General features: G+C 51.4%; 17 protein-coding genes. 10 read left to right on the forward strand and 7 right to left on the reverse strand.

Translation table 11 applies throughout. From position 1 onward, the window contains the following. The first annotated feature begins 116 nt into the window (after positions 1-116). Positions 117-1,025 carry a LysR family transcriptional regulator gene (locus B152_RS0103910; RefSeq protein WP_026261263.1) on the forward strand — a complete coding sequence of 303 codons (909 nt, stop codon included), beginning with the start codon at positions 117-119 and terminating at the stop codon, positions 1,023-1,025. A 338-nt stretch (positions 1,026-1,363) separates the two neighbouring features. Beyond that, on the forward strand, positions 1,364-1,894 hold the full coding sequence (locus B152_RS22390; protein WP_020591080.1) for a GNAT family N-acetyltransferase: 531 nt from the start codon (positions 1,364-1,366) through the stop codon (positions 1,892-1,894). Here the strand turns inward: B152_RS22390 and B152_RS0103920 are convergent. Genes B152_RS0103920 through B152_RS0103935 form a run of 4 tightly spaced genes read right to left on the reverse strand, consistent with a single transcriptional unit; the run spans position 1,891 to position 8,705 of the window. Then, on the reverse strand, positions 1,891-3,960 hold the full coding sequence (locus B152_RS0103920; RefSeq protein WP_020591081.1) for a hypothetical protein: 2,070 nt from the start codon (positions 3,958-3,960) through the stop codon (positions 1,891-1,893). The genes B152_RS22390 and B152_RS0103920 overlap by 4 nt on opposite strands. Next, positions 3,957-6,695: a DUF4159 domain-containing protein gene (locus B152_RS0103925; protein ID WP_020591082.1), complete on the reverse strand. Its 2,739-nt coding sequence runs from the start codon at positions 6,693-6,695 to the stop codon at positions 3,957-3,959. The genes B152_RS0103920 and B152_RS0103925 overlap by 4 nt, the downstream gene beginning before the upstream one ends. Beyond that, positions 6,688-7,662, reverse strand: a complete 975-nt coding sequence (locus B152_RS22395) for a DUF58 domain-containing protein (protein ID WP_020591083.1) — start codon at positions 7,660-7,662, stop codon at positions 6,688-6,690. The genes B152_RS0103925 and B152_RS22395 overlap by 8 nt, the downstream gene beginning before the upstream one ends. A gap of 11 nt (positions 7,663-7,673) precedes the next feature. Beyond that, entirely contained in the window at positions 7,674-8,705 is a 1,032-nt protein-coding gene (locus tag B152_RS0103935) for an AAA family ATPase (protein ID WP_020591084.1), read from the reverse strand. Positions 8,706-8,902: 197 nt separating this feature from the next. Here B152_RS0103935 and B152_RS0103940 point away from each other — a divergent pair, with 197 nt between their 5' ends. The 4 genes from B152_RS0103940 to B152_RS22405 are packed head-to-tail and all read left to right on the forward strand — an operon-like array spanning position 8,903 to position 11,703. After that, positions 8,903-9,475 carry a DUF1285 domain-containing protein gene (locus tag B152_RS0103940; RefSeq protein WP_020591085.1) on the forward strand — a complete coding sequence of 191 codons (573 nt, stop codon included), beginning with the start codon at positions 8,903-8,905 and terminating at the stop codon, positions 9,473-9,475. After that, positions 9,468-10,181 (forward strand): CoA pyrophosphatase, encoded by a 714-nt coding sequence (locus B152_RS22400; RefSeq protein ID WP_020591086.1) that lies wholly within the window; start codon positions 9,468-9,470, stop codon positions 10,179-10,181. Before B152_RS0103940 ends, B152_RS22400 begins: the two co-directional genes overlap by 8 nt. Further along, positions 10,181-10,477 (forward strand): hypothetical protein, encoded by a 297-nt coding sequence (locus tag B152_RS0103950; RefSeq protein ID WP_020591087.1) that lies wholly within the window; start codon positions 10,181-10,183, stop codon positions 10,475-10,477. Before B152_RS22400 ends, B152_RS0103950 begins: the two co-directional genes overlap by 1 nt. After that, positions 10,474-11,703, forward strand: coding sequence for a CCA tRNA nucleotidyltransferase (locus B152_RS22405; RefSeq protein ID WP_033405423.1), 1,230 nt, complete (start codon positions 10,474-10,476; stop codon positions 11,701-11,703). The genes B152_RS0103950 and B152_RS22405 overlap by 4 nt, the downstream gene beginning before the upstream one ends. Positions 11,704-11,767: 64 nt before the next feature. Here B152_RS22405 and B152_RS0103960 read toward each other — a convergent pair whose 3' ends face one another. The 3 genes from B152_RS0103960 to B152_RS0103970 form a co-directional block, all read right to left on the reverse strand. After that, positions 11,768-12,286, reverse strand: a complete 519-nt coding sequence (locus B152_RS0103960) for a GNAT family N-acetyltransferase (protein WP_020591089.1) — start codon at positions 12,284-12,286, stop codon at positions 11,768-11,770. 16 nt (positions 12,287-12,302) lie between these two features. After that, positions 12,303-13,202: an oxygen-dependent coproporphyrinogen oxidase gene (gene hemF / locus B152_RS0103965; RefSeq protein WP_020591090.1), complete on the reverse strand. Its 900-nt coding sequence runs from the start codon at positions 13,200-13,202 to the stop codon at positions 12,303-12,305. Between the two features lie 64 nt (positions 13,203-13,266). After that, complete coding sequence (locus B152_RS0103970; RefSeq protein ID WP_020591091.1) at positions 13,267-13,743, reverse strand: tRNA (cytidine(34)-2'-O)-methyltransferase; 477 nt, start codon at positions 13,741-13,743, stop codon at positions 13,267-13,269. A 301-nt stretch (positions 13,744-14,044) separates the two neighbouring features. Between B152_RS0103970 and petA the strand changes: the two genes are divergently transcribed. The 4 genes from petA to B152_RS24930 all read left to right on the forward strand — a co-directional run bounded on the left by petA (position 14,045) and on the right by B152_RS24930 (position 17,635). Beyond that, positions 14,045-14,599 (forward strand): ubiquinol-cytochrome c reductase iron-sulfur subunit, encoded by a 555-nt coding sequence (petA, locus tag B152_RS0103975; protein WP_026261265.1) that lies wholly within the window; start codon positions 14,045-14,047, stop codon positions 14,597-14,599. Positions 14,600-14,609: 10 nt separating this feature from the next. Beyond that, positions 14,610-15,821: a cytochrome b gene (locus tag B152_RS0103980; protein WP_020591093.1), complete on the forward strand. Its 1,212-nt coding sequence runs from the start codon at positions 14,610-14,612 to the stop codon at positions 15,819-15,821. Positions 15,822-15,835: 14 nt separating this feature from the next. Further along, the gene (locus B152_RS0103985; RefSeq protein WP_020591094.1) at positions 15,836-16,594 is read left to right on the forward strand and encodes a cytochrome c1; all 759 of its coding nucleotides are present in this window, start codon (positions 15,836-15,838) and stop codon (positions 16,592-16,594) included. A gap of 129 nt (positions 16,595-16,723) precedes the next feature. Then, complete coding sequence (locus tag B152_RS24930; RefSeq protein WP_020591095.1) at positions 16,724-17,635, forward strand: VOC family protein; 912 nt, start codon at positions 16,724-16,726, stop codon at positions 17,633-17,635. Positions 17,636-17,646: the final 11 nt, after the last annotated feature.

Consider the following 17,646-nt stretch of genomic DNA (forward strand, 5'->3'; position numbering starts at 1 on the left):
GCTTGGATAACGCATTTTTTGCTGTTCTCTTTAAAATAGTTATGTTGATATCAGAGTGTAATATGTGAAAATGGAACAAGATTGTTTCTATTTGGAAACAGTCAGGATGCAAAACTTTGAATTTAAATGAAATGGCGGTTTTCGCTGCCGTGGTTGAACATGAGAGCTTTACGGCCTCAGCCAAGGCACTGGGAGTGAGCAAGTCTGCAGTGTCAAAGCAGATTAATCGTCTGGAAGATCGCCTGGGAATTCGTCTGCTAAACCGTACGACACGGAGACTTTCTCTAACGGAGGCAGGTGCCGTTTTCTTTGAGGGATGCCAAGAGGTCATGTCCGTGGCCCAAGGAGCCGAACAGGCTGTATCCCGTCTGAGTAATACCCCGCGCGGTGTGCTTAAAATCAATGCGCCCATGTCATTTGGCATCAAGCAGATGGGGCCGCTTTTGACCGCGTTCCAGAAGGTCTATCCCGAGATAGAAATTGATCTGGTTCTCAACGATCAGCTGGTGGATCTGGTCGATGAAGGGTTTGATGTGGGGATCAGGATCGGGAGCTTGATGGACTCCCGTCTGATGGCAAAGAAGGTTGCCGATTGCCGTATGGCGGTGGTTGCTTCACCCAGCTTGTTATCTCCAGAGGAAACACCCAGAGTTCCAACCGAACTGAGTGGGTTGAATTATCTGCAGTATAGCTATCTTTCCCGGAAATCAGGATTGAAATTCTCCAGTGATGAAGGGCAAGTTATGGTTCAGGTAAAAGGAAAAATGACGGCCAACAACGGGGATTTTATTCTTTCTGCTGTTATGGCAGGGATGGGGATTGCCTGTATGCCAACATTTATATGCGGGGATCTTATTCAACAGAAGCGTCTGGTGCAGTTCCTGCCGCAATGGGAAATCGACACGGATATTGCGATCTATCTGGTTTATCCTGTAAATCGCAACCTACCACCCAAGGCCCGGGCCTTTATTGATTTTACTTCAAAACATTTTGCTGGGCGACCGGCGTGGGACGAAGGTTTTTGATTGTGTCGTATCATTTTGATTCATTGAGCTTATCCGAAGAATTCATACGATAGAGAAAGTTTTCTTTGAGTTGTTTAAAATTCATGCTATCGAGAAATAGCACTTAGAAATCCTTGAGCAGGGCCTTATCGCTTTATGCAAAAGTTAGTTGAACAGCTGCGACGACGACGAACCTGCCCTCGAACATCAGTTCGCAGGGCGGTGGATTTGTATGTCGTTAAAAGGGCTGTCCAGTAACTTGATTTTCAGGTGACCCTGCACAAACCAGAGACAACAGTCTGCTTTATGTCTCTTTATTTTTGTAACCCCGATCTAAGGGGTTAACTGCAGGATATCCCATGTGTGATTTTACAATCTTTCCCCAGGCCCTTGAAGACGCGATTCTTCTCGACCCTCTGCTGGATATTACCTTTGGCAGTGATCGGAAAGCCCGTCCTTCCTATCGGCTCCGTGATGGTATCGATCCGGTTGAGCAGCTNTGTTTTTCAGCCAAATCACCAGAGGGTGATTTTCTGGCAACCTTGCGTTTTTGGCCGGTTTTGATCGGGGGAGAGGAGGCTGTACTGCTCGGACCTCTGGCGGTCCAGCCACATCTACAGGGTAAGGGGATCGGCAAGGCGCTTGTTGCCCACGGCGTGAAGAAAGCCAAAGACCTGGGGTACAGGATCTGTTTCGTGGTTGGTGAGCAGCGGTATTATGCTCCCTATGGCTTCGTTCCGGCACATGCCCTTGGTTTTGATATGCCGGTATCTGTTGATACTGACAGATTCCAGGTCAAGACGCTGCAAGGCACAGATTTTGAGCTTTTGCCCAAAGGAGTGATTGAAATCTGGAACAGAGCTCCGGTCCGAAAGAGGAAGGCGCTTTAACGCCCTTCGCGGTACCAGGCGGCAATGGCCGTAAACAACATCAGACTCAGGAATAACCAGGGAGGCAGCAGATCTACTCTGCTGTCACCAATAACGCGTTCTGCTTTTCTGGGTAAGAAGCCAAGCCAGTTATTTCCATGCAAGACGGTTCTGCCGGGAGTGAGGCGTAATTGAGGCACCTCTGCTTTTTGTAATGATATGATCCCACCTCCCCGGCTTTCTATGAGTGGTGTCAGAGGGGCTGGGTCAGTAATGACCTTCTCATGTTCTGGGCCATTTTGGTGTTGCTGGGCCACAAGTGAGCGCGGACCGTCATTGATTGTGTAAACGCCGGGTTCCGGGGCCTCAATAGTCTTGATGGCGAGACCATTGTTTCCGGGTTCAAGGGGAAGAGGGAGAATCTTGCCGGAAGGGGATTCGACTGTGAGCTCTACAGGGGTGTCAGACAAACTCTGCCGGTGGATTGTCAGGCGGTCATTAACCAGACTGGCTTTGAGCTGTTCTTCATCGAGTTCAGGTTCTTTCATCAGCCAGTGCACCAAGCGGCGGATTAGCTCTGTTTGAGGGCCACCCCCTTCTACGTTTCGGCCCCAGAGCCAAATATGGTCACTGGTAATTTGGGCGACCCTTCCTTTACCAAAGTGATCAAGCACGAGCAGGGGTTGGTCCTTTGCGCCTGTCATAACTGTCCATCCACTCAGGGTGTCTGTGTCTACCTGGCGGAACCAGCGCCCCCAGGTGGGGGGCTGAATGTTATCTGTATTGGCATCGGGCAGGGACGCAGTCACCGGGTGCCGTAGCCCCAATTCTGTGACGAGTGGATGAAAAGCTGTCTCGCTGATGGTGCCCAGAGGTTCTGCAGGCAGCATCGTACCCAGAGATGTATTGTAAAGGGATGCGGGGGACGCATAACCCGGGCCTCCGACTTCGAGCAAGGCTCCTCCCTGTTCTACATAGCGTACAATGTTGGTGAGATAGTGGCTGGGCAGAAAACCTTGCCGTTGATACTGGTCGAATATGATCAGGTCAAAATCGGCGAGTTTGACTTCGAACAGTTCATGGATCGGGAAGGCAATGAGCGAAAGCTCCCGGATGGGGGTTCCATCCTGTTTCTGAGGGTGACGCAGGATAGTGAAGTGAATAAGATCAACGGATGGATCCGCCTTGAGAATATTCCGCCAGGCACGTTCACCGGGGTGCGGTTCTCCCGAAATCAAAAGAACTTTCAAACGATCTCTGACGCCATTGGTTTCGAAAATGGCCCGGTTATTGATCTCGGTAATTTCGTTAGGCAAGGGTTCTACTGAAAGATCAAAGGTGGTCAGTCCCCGGTTTTCAAGGAACAGTTCCTGGGTAAAGGGAATGCCAACTGGAACCTGTATCTCTGAAATTTTTTCGCCGTTCTGCCGCAGGGTAACCCAGGCAGGTAACGAGAGATCCTCCGCATTGTCATCGATAATCCTGTAGGTGAGTTTGGCGGTTTGGCCGATAATGCTGAAAGCAGGGGCTTGCTCGATGATCAGTCGCCTGTCCTGACGCTCGGGGTTTCCGGCCAGAAGCAGGTGAAGCGGGATCTCATCTGGAATGTCTGTTTCTGCGACGGAAGCCGGGACATCATGAACCAGCCCATCAGAGATGAAGACAATACCGGACAAACGGTTTTTTTCTTCCTGGGTCAAATTGATGTTGGCAAAGATGTTTGTACCCTGTGCTTCGGTTCCGCTTACGCTGACTGTTTTTAAAACCAGGTCGCTGCGTTTGTTGACCTGGTTATGTAAGTCACTCAGTGCATCGGATGCCTGCCTGCGCCTCTGGCCATAGGTCATGGAGGGACTGTTGTCGACGACAGCCATTATCAGTTCAGGGAGAGGCTCGCTGATTTTCTCGTGCAGGGTCGGATTGGCAATAAAGAGAGTGATCAGGGCAATGAAAATGCTTCTGAAGAAACTGCCTTTGCTTTTGAGAAGAAAAAGGCCGAGCAGGGTGACAAGAGACAACCCGATAAACAGATAAATCACTGCCCAGGGTAACAGAGGTGCCCACTCTATTCCGTAGTTGGTTATCATTGGCCCAATCTTTCAAGAATATGAGGGATGTGAACCTGATCCTCTTTATAATTTCCGGTCAGAGCGTACATAACAAGATTGATGCCAAAGCGATAGGCCAGCTCTCTCTGGCGTTCTCCTCCCCTGATCATGGGATAGAGGGGAAAGCCTTCAGGGGTCATTGCCCAGGCCTTGGCCCATTCATTTGATCCCACGAGAACTCTGGCAACCCCGTCATGTCTGTAGCGGTCAGTCTTTTCAGCCCAAAGATCCCTGTTGTTATGGTGTCCGGGGAAACTTTCCAGCAGATAGAAAGAACGGGTGAGCACGTGATCAGGGGGAATAAGCTCCAGATCAGGGATGGCAATTTCTTTTGTCAGCCTGAGGAGGTGCCCATTATTCCCCGCACTGCCGATGGCAGAATTTAAAAGGGCGGTGGCTTCTCTCAAATCAAACAGGATCAGGCCACCATTCTGGATATAGAGGTTAAGCCGACGTTTCGCCGCAATAGAGAGCAAGGGTTGAGATGGTGTAACTGGCCAGTAAAGCAGGGGATAAGGGGAAAGCTGGTTCAGATCCAGATCTATCCCGGTGACCTGGACATTCTCGACTGCTGTGCGCCGATGGAGCTGTCTGGACAGGCCTTCAAGCCCTGCCTGGCTATTCCTGTCCACCTCGAGATCTCCGGTAATGACAAAAGCCAGATAGGTACCAAGTGTGGCTTCAATTGCTTTGGGATCAAGAGGTTCTGATTGAGCTTTGAGAGGCTGAGGTACAAGTAAGGTCAGGAAAATCAGGGAAACAATAGAGATGGTGCTTTTGCTGAGTCCTCGTAATCCTATCAGGCCACGCAGCCAGAGCGAGAGCGTCTGGTCGAGCAAGAACAGCAGCAGGGCACAGAGAAGCAGTGGGATCTGCAGAGGGCTTTCCTGTTGGTCGCCGTAGATAATCTTGTCTTGTCCGGGCACAGTGACAGCCTGTTGAGGGGGGATTGATCCAGCAAGATTGACAGCTTTTTCAGGCTCGTTTCTGCCGTAAAATCCAGGAGGTGTTGCGGGGGTTGCTGTTACGTCCCGGGAAGAGATCGGGATAGACAGACTGCTGTTTTGTACCGGGGTGAGGACCCCGTAAGCGTCCATCATATCATGTAGAGGCAGATCTATCCCCCGGTCTTCGGGGCTGACAACACCCTGACCGTATTCCAAAATACGTTCGAGCATCTCGACAAACAATCCCGACAAAACAAGGTTTGACCACCTGGTATTGGCTGTGGTGTGGACCAGAATAATATGTCCCTTGCCCCTGGTTTGCGCGGTGATCAGGGGGGTGCCGTCAAGAAGGCTGGCCCAGGTCTGCTGCTCGAGCTCGGGGGTCGGTTGGGCGAGGAGCTGACCTGAAACAGTAACATCCGAGGGAATTTTCAGTCCCTTTAAGGGAGAGTTTTCAGCAAAGTCCTTAATGGCCAAAGGCTGTTCCCATGTCAGGCTCCCGGCAAGATTGCGGTAGCCACTGCGCAGGGGTACAGGCAAGAGACTATCTCGTTGTGCAGCAAGATTTGGGCCGGCAAACCTGAGCAACAAGCCTCCCTGTTCAACCCAGTTTTGCAATTTCACTTCTTCTGCGGGGGCAATAACTTCTTCGTCAATGACAACGATGGCCGAAAGTTCTCGGGAAAACAGCCGGTCGATCGGTCCGTCACGAACGTCCGTGAACAATCCCAGGGCTCTGTTGAGATAATAGTGTTCTCCGAGCAGAGTGCTGTCGTCAACAGCCCCTCCGCTATTTAACAGACCTACGGGGAAGCGTCGGTTGCTACGATCCATCAGATATTGTGTTGCTGCCGTTTCAATGCCTGAGATGCTGATCTTATGTATCCGGTTGTGCAGTTCATTCGGAAGGGTAAGCAGAGCAGTTGCTTCTGTGATACCAGCTGAAAGAACAAGTTTCTGGGAGGCAAGAACCTCGTTGTTTTTTGACAGGGCAGTGATGGTTCGTTCGTCATCCAGACCAGAGGACAGCCGAGCCAGTTGTATACTAAGACCTGATCCTTCGGAGGTGATCTTTTCTATCCACAAGGGGAGAGAGATCGACGGAGGGGCGTAGAGAGAAACATCCCCCAGGCTGGTCAGGCGCTGATGCAGGATGTTGTCGGGATCAGCAGCTTGCAAGCCCGAGGACAGCCAGGAAATCTGGAGAGGAGATTCTTTTTTCAGGACGGTCTCTATTGATAGCAGGGCATTGTTCTGATCGGCTTCCCAGCCTTTGGGAGAGGGAAAGTGTGGTATCTCTGCCAACAAGTTCTCTACCTTTTGAAAACCAGTAAATTCAAAAGTGCCATCTGTGTCGGCTGCGGTGAAAAGAACGGCGACCTTTGTATTTGTAGCCTCAGTATGATCCAGGATTTGTCTCAGACGGTTGATCTGATTTTGCCAGCTTGATGCAGCTGACCAACCATTATCAAGCAAGATCAAAGTGGTCTGGCTGGTTGTTGACCTTTTGTCCGGTGCATATATGGGGTCGGCCAGGGCCAGAATAATGAGCAGAAGGATCAGGGAGCGAAGAAGAATAAGCCACCAGACCGTTTTGAGGGGTTTGGCATTGGTACCCTTTAATCCCATCAAAAGACGCAAGGGCGGGAAAACTACTTTTCTGGGTGCGGGAGGGGTGATGCGAAGCAGGAGCCATAGAGCCGGGAAACTCAGCAAACCAAGAAGAAGCCAGGGATTGAGAAATCCGATAAGCCCGAGGTCAAGCATAGCGACCTCCGGCTTTATTGCGTGAATCATATTTTCTGGAACTTATGCTCTGGCGTTCGGACACGTCGCTATAAAGTGCCAGCAATGCCTTGCTTGCGGGTTGATCTGTCGCATGTATCAGGTGTCTCCACCCCAGTTTATTTGCCAAGAGAGCAAGATCTCTGTTGTGTTCTTCAATTCGCTCTTTGTAGCTTTCCCTGATTGAATCAACATCAGGGTGCAGCCATTCATTACCGGGGTGATGGCCTTTGCTGTTCAGGCCTTCAAAAGGGAGCTGGAATTTCACACGCCCGCTATAAGGCAATTTCAGCTCTGCCGGGTCCAGAATCTGGACCAGCCAGACTTTCAGCTTCAGGGCAGCCAGTCGATCAAATGTTTCCTTTTGTTCTTCGATCGGGGACAGAAAATCAGAGAAGCAGATCAAGGCAGCATGCGGCGTGACGTGTAGATTGGCGGGGAGATTATCCGAATTCCCCGCTTTCTGTTCCAGTTGCTGTGCCAGAAACTGCACCGTGGTTCTGGCCGATGACGGGGGGCGTCCGCTCCCGGCCAGAGCAATTTTTTCTCCGCCGCGGAGCAACAGGGTGGCGAGAGCGAGAGCGATGACAGAAGCTCTGTGGTGCTTGCTGCAAGATGACCAGGGAGACATCCAGTCCATACCAGGATCACCTGCGGTCCATAGCCAAAGGCTCTGGGCTGTCTCGCGTTCTTTCTGTCGGATAAAAACACCCGAGTTGTCAGCTGTGGAGCCCGCTTTGGCAGAGCGCCGCCAATCAATACTTCTGGGAGTGTCGCCGGGATTGTAACGACGATACTGCCAGAACTCGTCGCCCTGTCCCGGATGGCGTCGGCCATGCGTTCCCTGAAACACTGTGGCTGCAACACGCTCTGCCTCGATTTGAAGCGGTGATAATGTTGATGCCAGCTTCTCGGCTTCTGTCTCTCGCGTTGTCAACAGCTTGCTCATACAGTGATCCGCTACGTCAGAGGAGTGATCAGGCGATTTATAATATCAGTCAGGGTGATGCCTTCGGCACGTGCCGTGAAATCCAGATGTATCCGGTGACGCAAAACAGGCATGGCAAGAGCAACGACATCTTCCAGAGAAGGGCTTAATCGTCCCTGAAGAAGACAACGTGCCTTACTGGCCATCAAGAGCGCCTGGCTGGCCCGGGGGCCGGGTCCCCAGGCGACAAACTGGCGAACCAGTTCATCGTTGGTGTCTTCCGGACGACCGTTGCGCACCAGTGCCAGGATACCTTCAAGAACGTCCTCACCGACCGGGATCTCTCTCACTAGTCTCTGGGCTTCGAGCAGTTCCTTGGCTGTCAGAACGGTTTCTGCGGTGGGCTCACTAGTCCCTGTTGTGGCAAGAAGCATCTGGCGTTCGGCTTCTTTGTCGGGATAACCGACATAGATCTCGAGCAGGAAGCGGTCAAGCTGTGCTTCCGGCAGGGGATAGGTTCCTTCCTGCTCCAGGGGGTTCTGGGTTGCCAGAACATGAAAGGGTGCTGGCAATTTATGGCTGATACCAGCAACGGTTACAGTATGTTCCTGCATCGCCTGTAGAAGGGCAGATTGCGTACGGGGGCTGGCCCGATTGATTTCATCGGCCATCAGAAGTTGAGAAAAAACGGGGCCGGGAATAAAGCGAAAAGAGCGTCGCCCTGTTTCATTCTCTTCAAGAACCTCTGCACCGATGATGTCAGAAGGCATCAGGTCAGGAGTACACTGAATACGTTTTTCGTCCATGCCGAAGACGATACCCAGATTTTCGACCAGGCGGGTCTTGGCGAGGCCTGGAGCGCCAACCAGCAGCGCATGCCCCCCGGCGAGCAATGTTATCAGGACCTGCTCGATAACATCCTCCTGCCCAAAGATGACTTTGCCAAGGTTGGCATTGAGCTGGGCAAGGCGTTCACACAACAGATCGGCTTTCCGGGTAAGATCGTCGCTGGTTCCCTGGGAGTCCTGTCTCAAAGTATCCTTGCTCCTGTATTTGATGTCCATATGTCATGCTCTCCCGGATAAATTGTCTTTGGACCGACGGGGTTTATTGCTCGGTGATATCCAAAGATAGTATCATGAGTCCTGCTACAGGTATGTTAACACCTTGGTTATAATGGACAGAAACACGAACTCTGCCTAGGGGAATTACCTCTTTCAGACGATTGGGTGAAGGCAGTTACCCGGAGGAGAGGCTATTCATGGAAAAAGATAAACAGAAAATAACTGATGACACTGCCATAAAAGAAGCTGTTGCTGCTCTGCCATTGACCAGTGATGTCGACATGAGAATCGCGCGGGATGGGCAGTGGTATCACGAGGGCCGGAGGATTGAACGCAAACCTCTTGTCCGGCTGTTTTCAACTGTTCTTAGGCGGGATGCAGAAGGAGCCTACTGGTTGGTGACACCCGTTGAACGGGCCAGGATACTTGTTGAGGATAGTCCTTTTGTTGCCGTCGAAATACGCCATAGTGGCGAGGGGCAGAACAGGATTGTTTCCTTTCGAAACAATGTTGATAGCTGGTTTGATCTGGATGGAGATCATCCGATTCGGTTTGAGACGGAGAGTGGAGCTGCAGGAGAGATACAGAATAACAGTGAAAAAGAGGTTCCGGTTCCCTATCTATTGGTGAGAGACGGGCTGGAAGCACGTGTATTACGCTCGGTTTACTACCAACTCGTTGACCTCGCCGAGGTCCGAGAAGACAAAATTGGGGTCTGGAGCAAAGGAAAGTTTCATGTTTTCGGGAATGTCGAACAAATAGATGAGTGACTGGGAAAGAGACTGGACCGCAGGACAGCTGTCATCCTTATTTGCTGGAATTTCGCTTGATGGAGAGAAACGAAATGCAGTATCTGGAGCTGTGATTGACAGTGCCCAGTCGCGGAACGAGATTTTTGTCCGTGGTGATCACGATATGAACCCCGATTTTTATGAACCGGATAAAGCTCTTGTTGCTGCTGCTGTCATTGTGCCCTTGGTCGAGCGCCCTGATGGTTTCACGCTTTTGTTGACACGTCGTACCGATCATCTCCATGACCATGCCGGGCAGGTCAGTTTCCCTGGCGGGCGCATTGATCCGGGGGATCTGGATCAGGAAGATGCCGCCCTGCGGGAGTTCGAAGAAGAGGTTGGTGTCCCTCGAAGCCATGTTTCCCTGATTGGTCGCCTGGATACCTACATTACCCGGACAGGTTTTGAGATTACGCCGGTTGTTGGCCTTATCAAACCACCTTTCCCTGTCGACCCGGACAGTTTTGAGGTTGCCGAGGTGTTTGAAGTCCCCTTGAGTTTCTTTCTCAAACCGGGAAGCCGCCAACGGCATAACAGGGAGTTTGAAGGGCGCAAAAGATATTATTATGCCTTCCCCTATCAGGAATACTTTATCTGGGGGGCGACAGCAGGGATGATTGTCAATCTCTGTGATATTCTTGCTCGCCCTGAAACTCTGGATTCTGAACGGATAGAAAACAGCTGATGTTGACACGTCTCCTTCTGATTTTACTGCCTGTTGTTTTGCCCTTTGCGCTTTACTTTATCTATTATCTGCTGACGCGGAGCAAAAGAACCACTGTTGATGGAGAGCAGGACGAGGCCGAACTTCCCTGGATCGAACGTGGCCCCTGGGCCGGGTTGTTTCTCGCGGGTGTTGTCCTGTCTGGAATGGCTCTTGCTTTCCATTTTTCCCGCTCTACTGGCCCTGCGCCAGGAGACAGTCTGACGCCGCCCAAATACACCCCCCCATCGATTGAAAAACCTGTCTCTGATTTATGACTGATACTTTCCAGCTAGAACCACAGTCCTGGATGCAGGTGCCGGAAACCTTGCGCGTTATGCGGGCCTTGAGTGCTGCAGGGCAGGACGTGAGATTCGTCGGCGGATGTGTCCGCGATGCCTTGGCCGGGCGCGAGATCAAAGATATCGATATTGCCACGCCGGATTTGCCAGAAGTTGTTATGGAACTGCTCAAGTCTTCAGGGATCAAAGCTGTTCCTACCGGGATTGATCACGGAACCATCACCGCTGTCTGTAATCATAAAACCTATGAAATCACAACGCTGCGGCTGGATTTGGAAACCGATGGGCGGCATGCCAAAGTTGCCTATACCGATAACTGGGTGGAGGATGCGGCGCGCCGAGATCTGACGATCAATGCTCTTTCCTGTTCGCTCACCGGACGGGTTTTTGATCCTTTTGGTGGGGTTGAGGATCTGAAACAACAGCGCGTCCGTTTTGTTGGCGATGCAGCGACCAGGATCGAGGAGGATGCCTTGCGGCTGCTGCGGTTTTTCCGCTTTCAAGCTTGGTATGGTGGAGAGACGATAGATTCCCTCGGTCTTGCAGCAACACGGGACAAGGCGCATCTGCTCAAGGGGCTGTCGGCGGAACGTGTTCGATCAGAGTTGCTGCGGTTGCTGGCGGCTCCGAATCCTGTACATGCTGTTCAGTCCATGCTGGAAAACGGAATTTTCCGACACTTTCTGCCCGATGTTGAAGATACCTTGGTCTTTGAGCGCTTTATCAAGCTTGAAGGGCGCCGGGATCCTCTGGCTCGGCTGGTTGCTCTGACGGCAGGGAGTGTGGAAGAAGAGCTAAAGAGCCTGCCTGAAAGGTTACGGTTCTCCGGTGCAGAGCAGCAACATTTCCTTTCTCTTGCCCTGCCGGAACAGAAGGTAAATCTGGAGCTGACACAGGAAGAAGTTCGCGCTGTGCTCTATCGTTTGGGAGCGGGGCTTGTATCTGATTTGCTGCGACTTGATATGGCTGTTCAGTCTCAGAACTTCGAGCCCGAAAATGCCCGGTGTATCAAGGAACAGATTGCACTTTGGCGTCCCGTCTTTTTTCCTCTTCAGGGCCGGGATCTTCTCGCTGCGGGGATGGCGCCAGGCCCCCGTGTGGGGCGTGTGATAAAAACAACAGAAGACTGGTGGATTGAACAGGATTTCAAACCGACAGTGTCAGAATGTGTGGCCTTTGCCTTGGGCAAGGAACGCCTCTGAAGAAAGCGCGACAGAACAAATAGCTGAAGCACTTTTTTCCGTTTCTGATTATACCAAAGACGCTTTAGGCATAATAACGGCTATCGGTATCATATCCTTCAAGGCGGAATTCATAGAGGAATTTCAGGCCAATTTTTTCGAGTACTCTGGCTGAGGCCTGATTGTCGGGACTGGTTATTGCAACAATCTTATCAAGTTTCAGAATATTCCTGCCATAGTCGAGAACAGCTCTTGCCGATTCTGTGGCATAGCCTTTGGCACAGTGCTCGGGCATAAAGGCGTATCCGATATCAGGGTGATCAAGCCCGGGTCTGCTGACCAGCCCGCACATGCCGATAGGACTACCGTTCTCTTTTAATTCAGTGAGATAAAGTCCAAAGCCATTTTTCCGGTAGCTGGCGATCGGGCCGGTTTTTATATAATCTCTTGCCTGTTCAAGGGTTCTGACGCCCTTGTCCACGATGTACTTGATGAAGGAGGGATCGTTGAGAAGCGCCAGGATAAAAGGTGCATCGCCTTCGTTGAGTTCTCGCAGCCTCAAGCGGTCAGTTTCAATCAGTGCAGCACAGGAATGTTGGCTCATTGTTTCAGGTCTCTGCTCAGGGCCAGGCTGCCTCGGGGGGCATGGACATTAGAATGGCTTCGACGTTGCCGCCGGTTTTTAATCCGAACATGGTGCCACGGTCATAAAGCAGATTAAACTCGGCGTAGCGTCCGCGGCGGAACAGCTGATGTTTGCGTTGCTCGTCTGTCCAGCTTTTCCGCATGTGCCTGCGCACCAGTTGAGGATAGATCTCCAGAAAAGCACGGCCAATATCCTGTGTGAAGGAAAAATCGGCAGCCCAGTCACCAGTGTTGAGGTAATCATAAAAAATTCCGCCAACACCCCGCGCCTCGTTGCGATGAGGAATGAAGAAATATTCGTCACACCATTCCTTGAAGGTTGGGTAATAACCGGGATTATGCCTGTCGCAAGCCGTTTTGTATGCCTGGTGAAAGTCCTTTGTGTCCTGTTCGACCGGATACATTGGATTGAGATCACCGCCCCCGCCAAACCAGCTGGTCGTGGTTACAATGTGACGGGTATTCATGTGAACAGCCGGAACCAGGGGGGAGCGCATGTGGGCAACAAGTGAAATGCCACTCGCCCAGAAACGCCGGTCTTTGCTGGCTCCTGGAATGCGCTGGGCAAATTCTTCGCTGAATTCCCCCATCACGCTAGAGATATTGACGCCAACCTTTTCGAACAGGCGCCCATGCATGATCGACATTTCACCGCCTCCGCCACCATCTCGTTCCCAGACTTTGCGTTCAAATCGGCCTGCTGCCGGGCTGCCTTGCCCCTCAAGAACAGGGCCTGCCAGTTCGTCTTCCAGCGTTTCAAATACTGCACAGATCTGATCACGCAGACTGCGGAACCAGTCCTGCGCCTGTTCTTTATGGTTTGCCGGAGCAGCGTGATCTGGAAAGTCTTTATTCGGAGCCTGGCGTTCGTACATTAATAATCTCGTCTGTTTCTTTTCAGATGATCTGGGGACAGAAGATGGGGGCAACGTAGAATTTTTATAGAACTTTCAGTTCAGGAAAGCTAGCTGTCTGGCGCAGAGCCTCACCCAGGACCATTGCAGCAGAAACCGCAACATTGAGGGATCGGACTCCTTGGGTCATCGGGATAATTATTCGAGCATCCGCATAGTTGTAAACATCTTCGGGAACGCCGGCAGATTCTTGTCCGACCATCAGAGTGTCGTTTGGTCCAAAGGCAAAATCGGTGTAGCTGCAGTCGGCTTTGGTCGAGAGCAGGACAAGGCGGCCTTTGGTTTCTTTTGTGTTTCTTTGGCTGAGGAAAGCGTTCCAGGAACTGTGGCGAAGCAGTTCGGCCTGTTCGAGATAATCCATGCCCGAACGTTTCAGCTTTTTGTCGTTAAGGACAAATCCGCAGGGTTCGATCAGGTCAACGGGAACCTTCATGCAGGCGGCAAGACGCAGCATGGTTCCGGTGTTTTGGGGGATATCCGGTTGGTAAAGAGCAAGGCGCATGATGTAAAATCAGGAATATGAGGAGGTTGAAGGGTGCCAGCAGAGAAAAAAAACAACATTTTCCTGCCCGACTCACACTTAGAGTCTTTGCGTTTCGATGACAAATCCTTTATAGCCTGTCACTGAATATGGGACTAACCCTAACCGCGACAGGATGTCACATCCGAACCTGATCCTAGCAATGCTTAGATGGGGGCGCACAACGGGTTAGACAAGAGCGTTCGCTCAAATCGCCTGTATCATAATGCAGTTTCCTAATCAGGGGCTGTTTGATTGAGAGATGAAAATAGGGATTACACAAATGGCAGACGGCGCGACTCCTGCGAATTCCGCCCAAGGGTCCGGCGAGACCCGGCGTGAATTTCTGTACCTAACGGCCGGGGCTATGACAGTAGTCGGTGCGGCCGGGGCTTTGTGGCCAATGATCGACTCTATGAACCCATCCGCGGATGTTCTGGCTCTATCCTCTACCGAGGTGGACCTGGCTCCGATCGAGGAAGGTCAGAGTGTGACCATTACCTGGCGTGGTAAACCAGTGTTTATCCGCCGCCGCACAGGTGCAGAGATCAATACAGCTGAAGAAACACCCCTGGCGGACCTGCCAGATCCTCAGCCTGATGCTGATCGTGTTGAAAAACCTGAATGGCTTATTCTTGTGGGTGTTTGTACACACCTTGGATGTGTGCCGTTGGGACAGAAAACGGGTGAATCCCGTGGCGAGTTTGGCGGCTGGTTCTGCCCTTGTCATGGTTCTCACTATGACACTTCCGGTCGTATCCGTAAGGGTCCGGCACCAAAGAACCTGGAAGTGCCTCCGTATGTCTTCCTGACTGACAGTTCAATCAAGATCGGCTAAGGGGCGCGTCATGAGCTTTAAATCTAACAACAAAGTTGTTCAGTGGGTCGAAGATCGCTTGCCGATCATTTCCGTGATGCATCACAGCATCTACGAATACCCGATGCCAAAGAACCTGAACTATCTCTGGAACTTCGGTTCTCTCGCAGGTTTTGCCCTGGTTACAATGATTGTGACCGGGATTATTCTTGCCATGCAGTATACCGCGCATGTCGATCTTGCCTTCAACTCGGTTGAGCGGATCATGCGCGATGTAAACAACGGCTGGTTGATCCGCTATATTCACATGAATATGGCGTCATTCTTCTTCATTGCCGTTTATATCCACATGTTCCGTGGGCTCTATTACGGGTCATACAAGGCACCGCGTGAGCTGCTGTGGCAGCTGGGTGTTGTGATCTTCCTGCTGATGATGGCGACTGCTTTCATGGGCTACGTATTGCCATGGGGCCAGATGAGCTTCTGGGGTGCGACTGTGATCACCAACCTCTTCTCAGCCATTCCGATTGTCGGCGAGAACATCGTGACCTGGCTCTGGGGTGGTTTCTCGGTTGATAACCCGACCCTGAACCGGTTCTTTGCCCTGCATTACCTGCTGCCCTTTATCATTGTGGCTGTTGTTATGCTGCACCTGATTGCCCTGCATACAGTGAGCTCAAACAACCCGCTGGGCATTGATATGAAGGGTCCACAGGACAGCCTGCCGATGCAGCCTTACTATACCATCAAAGATCTATTCGGTGTTGGCGTCTTCCTGCTGGCTTTCTCTGTCTTCCTGTTCTGGGCACCAAACTACATGGGACATCCGGATAACTACATTCCAGCAAATCCGCTTTCGACACCTGCGCATATTGTGCCAGAATGGTACTTCCTGCCGTTCTACGCGATCCTGCGGGCGATCCCTGACAAGCTTGGTGGTGTTCTGGCGATGTTCGGCGCGATTGCCGTGCTCTTCATTCTGCCATGGTTGGATCGTTCTCCGATCCGCAGTTGCAAGTTCCGTCCAGTTGCCCGGATTTTCTTCTGGGTCTTCCTGCTCAACGGTTTGGCGCTGGGGTATCTCGGTGGTCAGCCTGCTGAAGGTTGGTATGTTATCGCCAGCCGTGTTGCAACAGCCTATTACTTCTTCCACTTCCTGGTGATGATGCCTGTGATTTTGCCGATGATCGAACGTCCGCGGGAATTGCCGAGCTCAATCCATGAAGCCGTAATGAAGTCCTGAGAGAGGGAAGACCAATGAAGAAAATTCTATCTGGCTTCTTCGCCGTATCGCTTGGTTGCCTTTCGCTTCCCGTTTTTGCTGCAGGTGATGCTGTTGAGCTGCCTGAGCAGGAGTGGAGTTTCGATGGTGTCTTTGGCACTTACGACAAGGCCTCCATGCAGCGTGGTTATCAGGTTTACAAAAATGTTTGTGCCAACTGCCATTCTATGGACCTTGTTTCCTTCCGAAATCTGGTAGATTTGGGATATAACGAGGACGAGATCAAGGCATTTGCTGCTGAATATACCGTTGAAGACGGCCCAAATGATGAAGGGGAAATGTTTGAGAGAGCAGCTCTTCCTTCTGATCGGTTTGTCGCACCTTATCCCAATGAAAAAGCTGCTGCGGCAGTAAACAATGGCAAGGCGCCTCCTGATCTCTCATTGATGGCGAAAGCACGTGTCGGTGGGCCTGATTATATTTATGCTTTGCTGACAGGCTATGAAGATGCCCCAGCAGATGTTGAAGTTGGTAATTTGACCTACAACAAATACTTCCCTGGCCACCTGATTTCAATGTCTGCGCCCCTTTTCGGTGATGACGTTGAATATGGCGATGGCACGGAAGCGACTGTTGAGCAGATGGCAACTGATGTTTCGCACTTCCTGATGTGGGCGGCTGAGCCTAAGCTGGAAGCCCGTAAACAGACTGGTGTGAAAGTCATGATCTTCCTGATTATTTTCACCCTGATCATGTATGCGGCGAAGCGCAAGGCCTTCGCCAAGGTACACTAGGACAGCAAGCTGTCTGATTTAAGAAAAGGCCGTCCAACTGGGGCGGCCTTTTCTTTTTGGGACATGATATCTTGGGACAGGCAAGGGCAACAAAGGATGAGAGAATTCGCAGCACGTTGAAAATGTCGTATGGTCGTTGAAGAGAGCGCACAGGATTTTATCGTTGAGGAAGAAAGTATGCTGTTTGCCGATACGTTACAGGGAATAGATCATCTGCTGTTGGGTGTTGCCCAGCTTGAAGAGGCGCGCCATGCTTATCTGCGGCTCGGATTTCAGCTGACACCGCGGGGCAAACACATTGGCTGGGGCACGGCAAATTACTGCGTCATGTTTCCGGACGATTATCTGGAATTACTTGGAATTGTTGATCCGGAACAGGATACCAACGGCCTAGACCAGTTTCTGAAAAGAGGGCAGGGAGGGCTGGGAGTTTCTTTCTGTGGAGAGGCGCTTGCCACAACAGCCGAGTTGTTAACTCAACAGGCTGTAGCAGTGGATGGCCCTCATATCCTGAAGCGCATTCTTGAGCTGGAAAGTGGTGATGTGATGCCCCGGTTCGAGTTGCTGCGTTATGGGCAAGAGGTCACGGCAGGTATCTCATCCTTTATATGTCATCATAAAACGCCGGAGATCGTCTGGCAGAAACAATGGCTGGTTCATCCCAACGGGGCGCAGGGTATACGCAGGGTAGTCTATGTCATGCCGGATCCCGGTGAGGTCATTGAACGTTATGCCCAGTTCTTTGGCGAGGATGCCGTTATTGTCTCGGACGGCTTTCTTGAAATCCAGATTCAGGGAGCTAATCAGGTCATCCGAATTATAGCAGAGGAGGATCTGGACCGTTTCTATCCGGGGATGGAAGCACAAAACCGTGATCGGGACCTCTATATGGCGGCAATACATCTTTGGTGTGCCGATATAAAGACCACTGAGGCTTATTTCGACCATTATAGAGTTGCGTATCGAAAAGAGGGAGATCAGCGGCTCAGGCTCGATAAAAAGGATGCCTGTGGTGTGGTACTGGCATTTGATGTTAGATAAACGATACAGTA

The sequence above is a fragment of the Kiloniella laminariae DSM 19542 genome, assembly GCF_000374005.1.
GTDB lineage: Bacteria > Pseudomonadota > Alphaproteobacteria > Kiloniellales > Kiloniellaceae > Kiloniella > Kiloniella laminariae.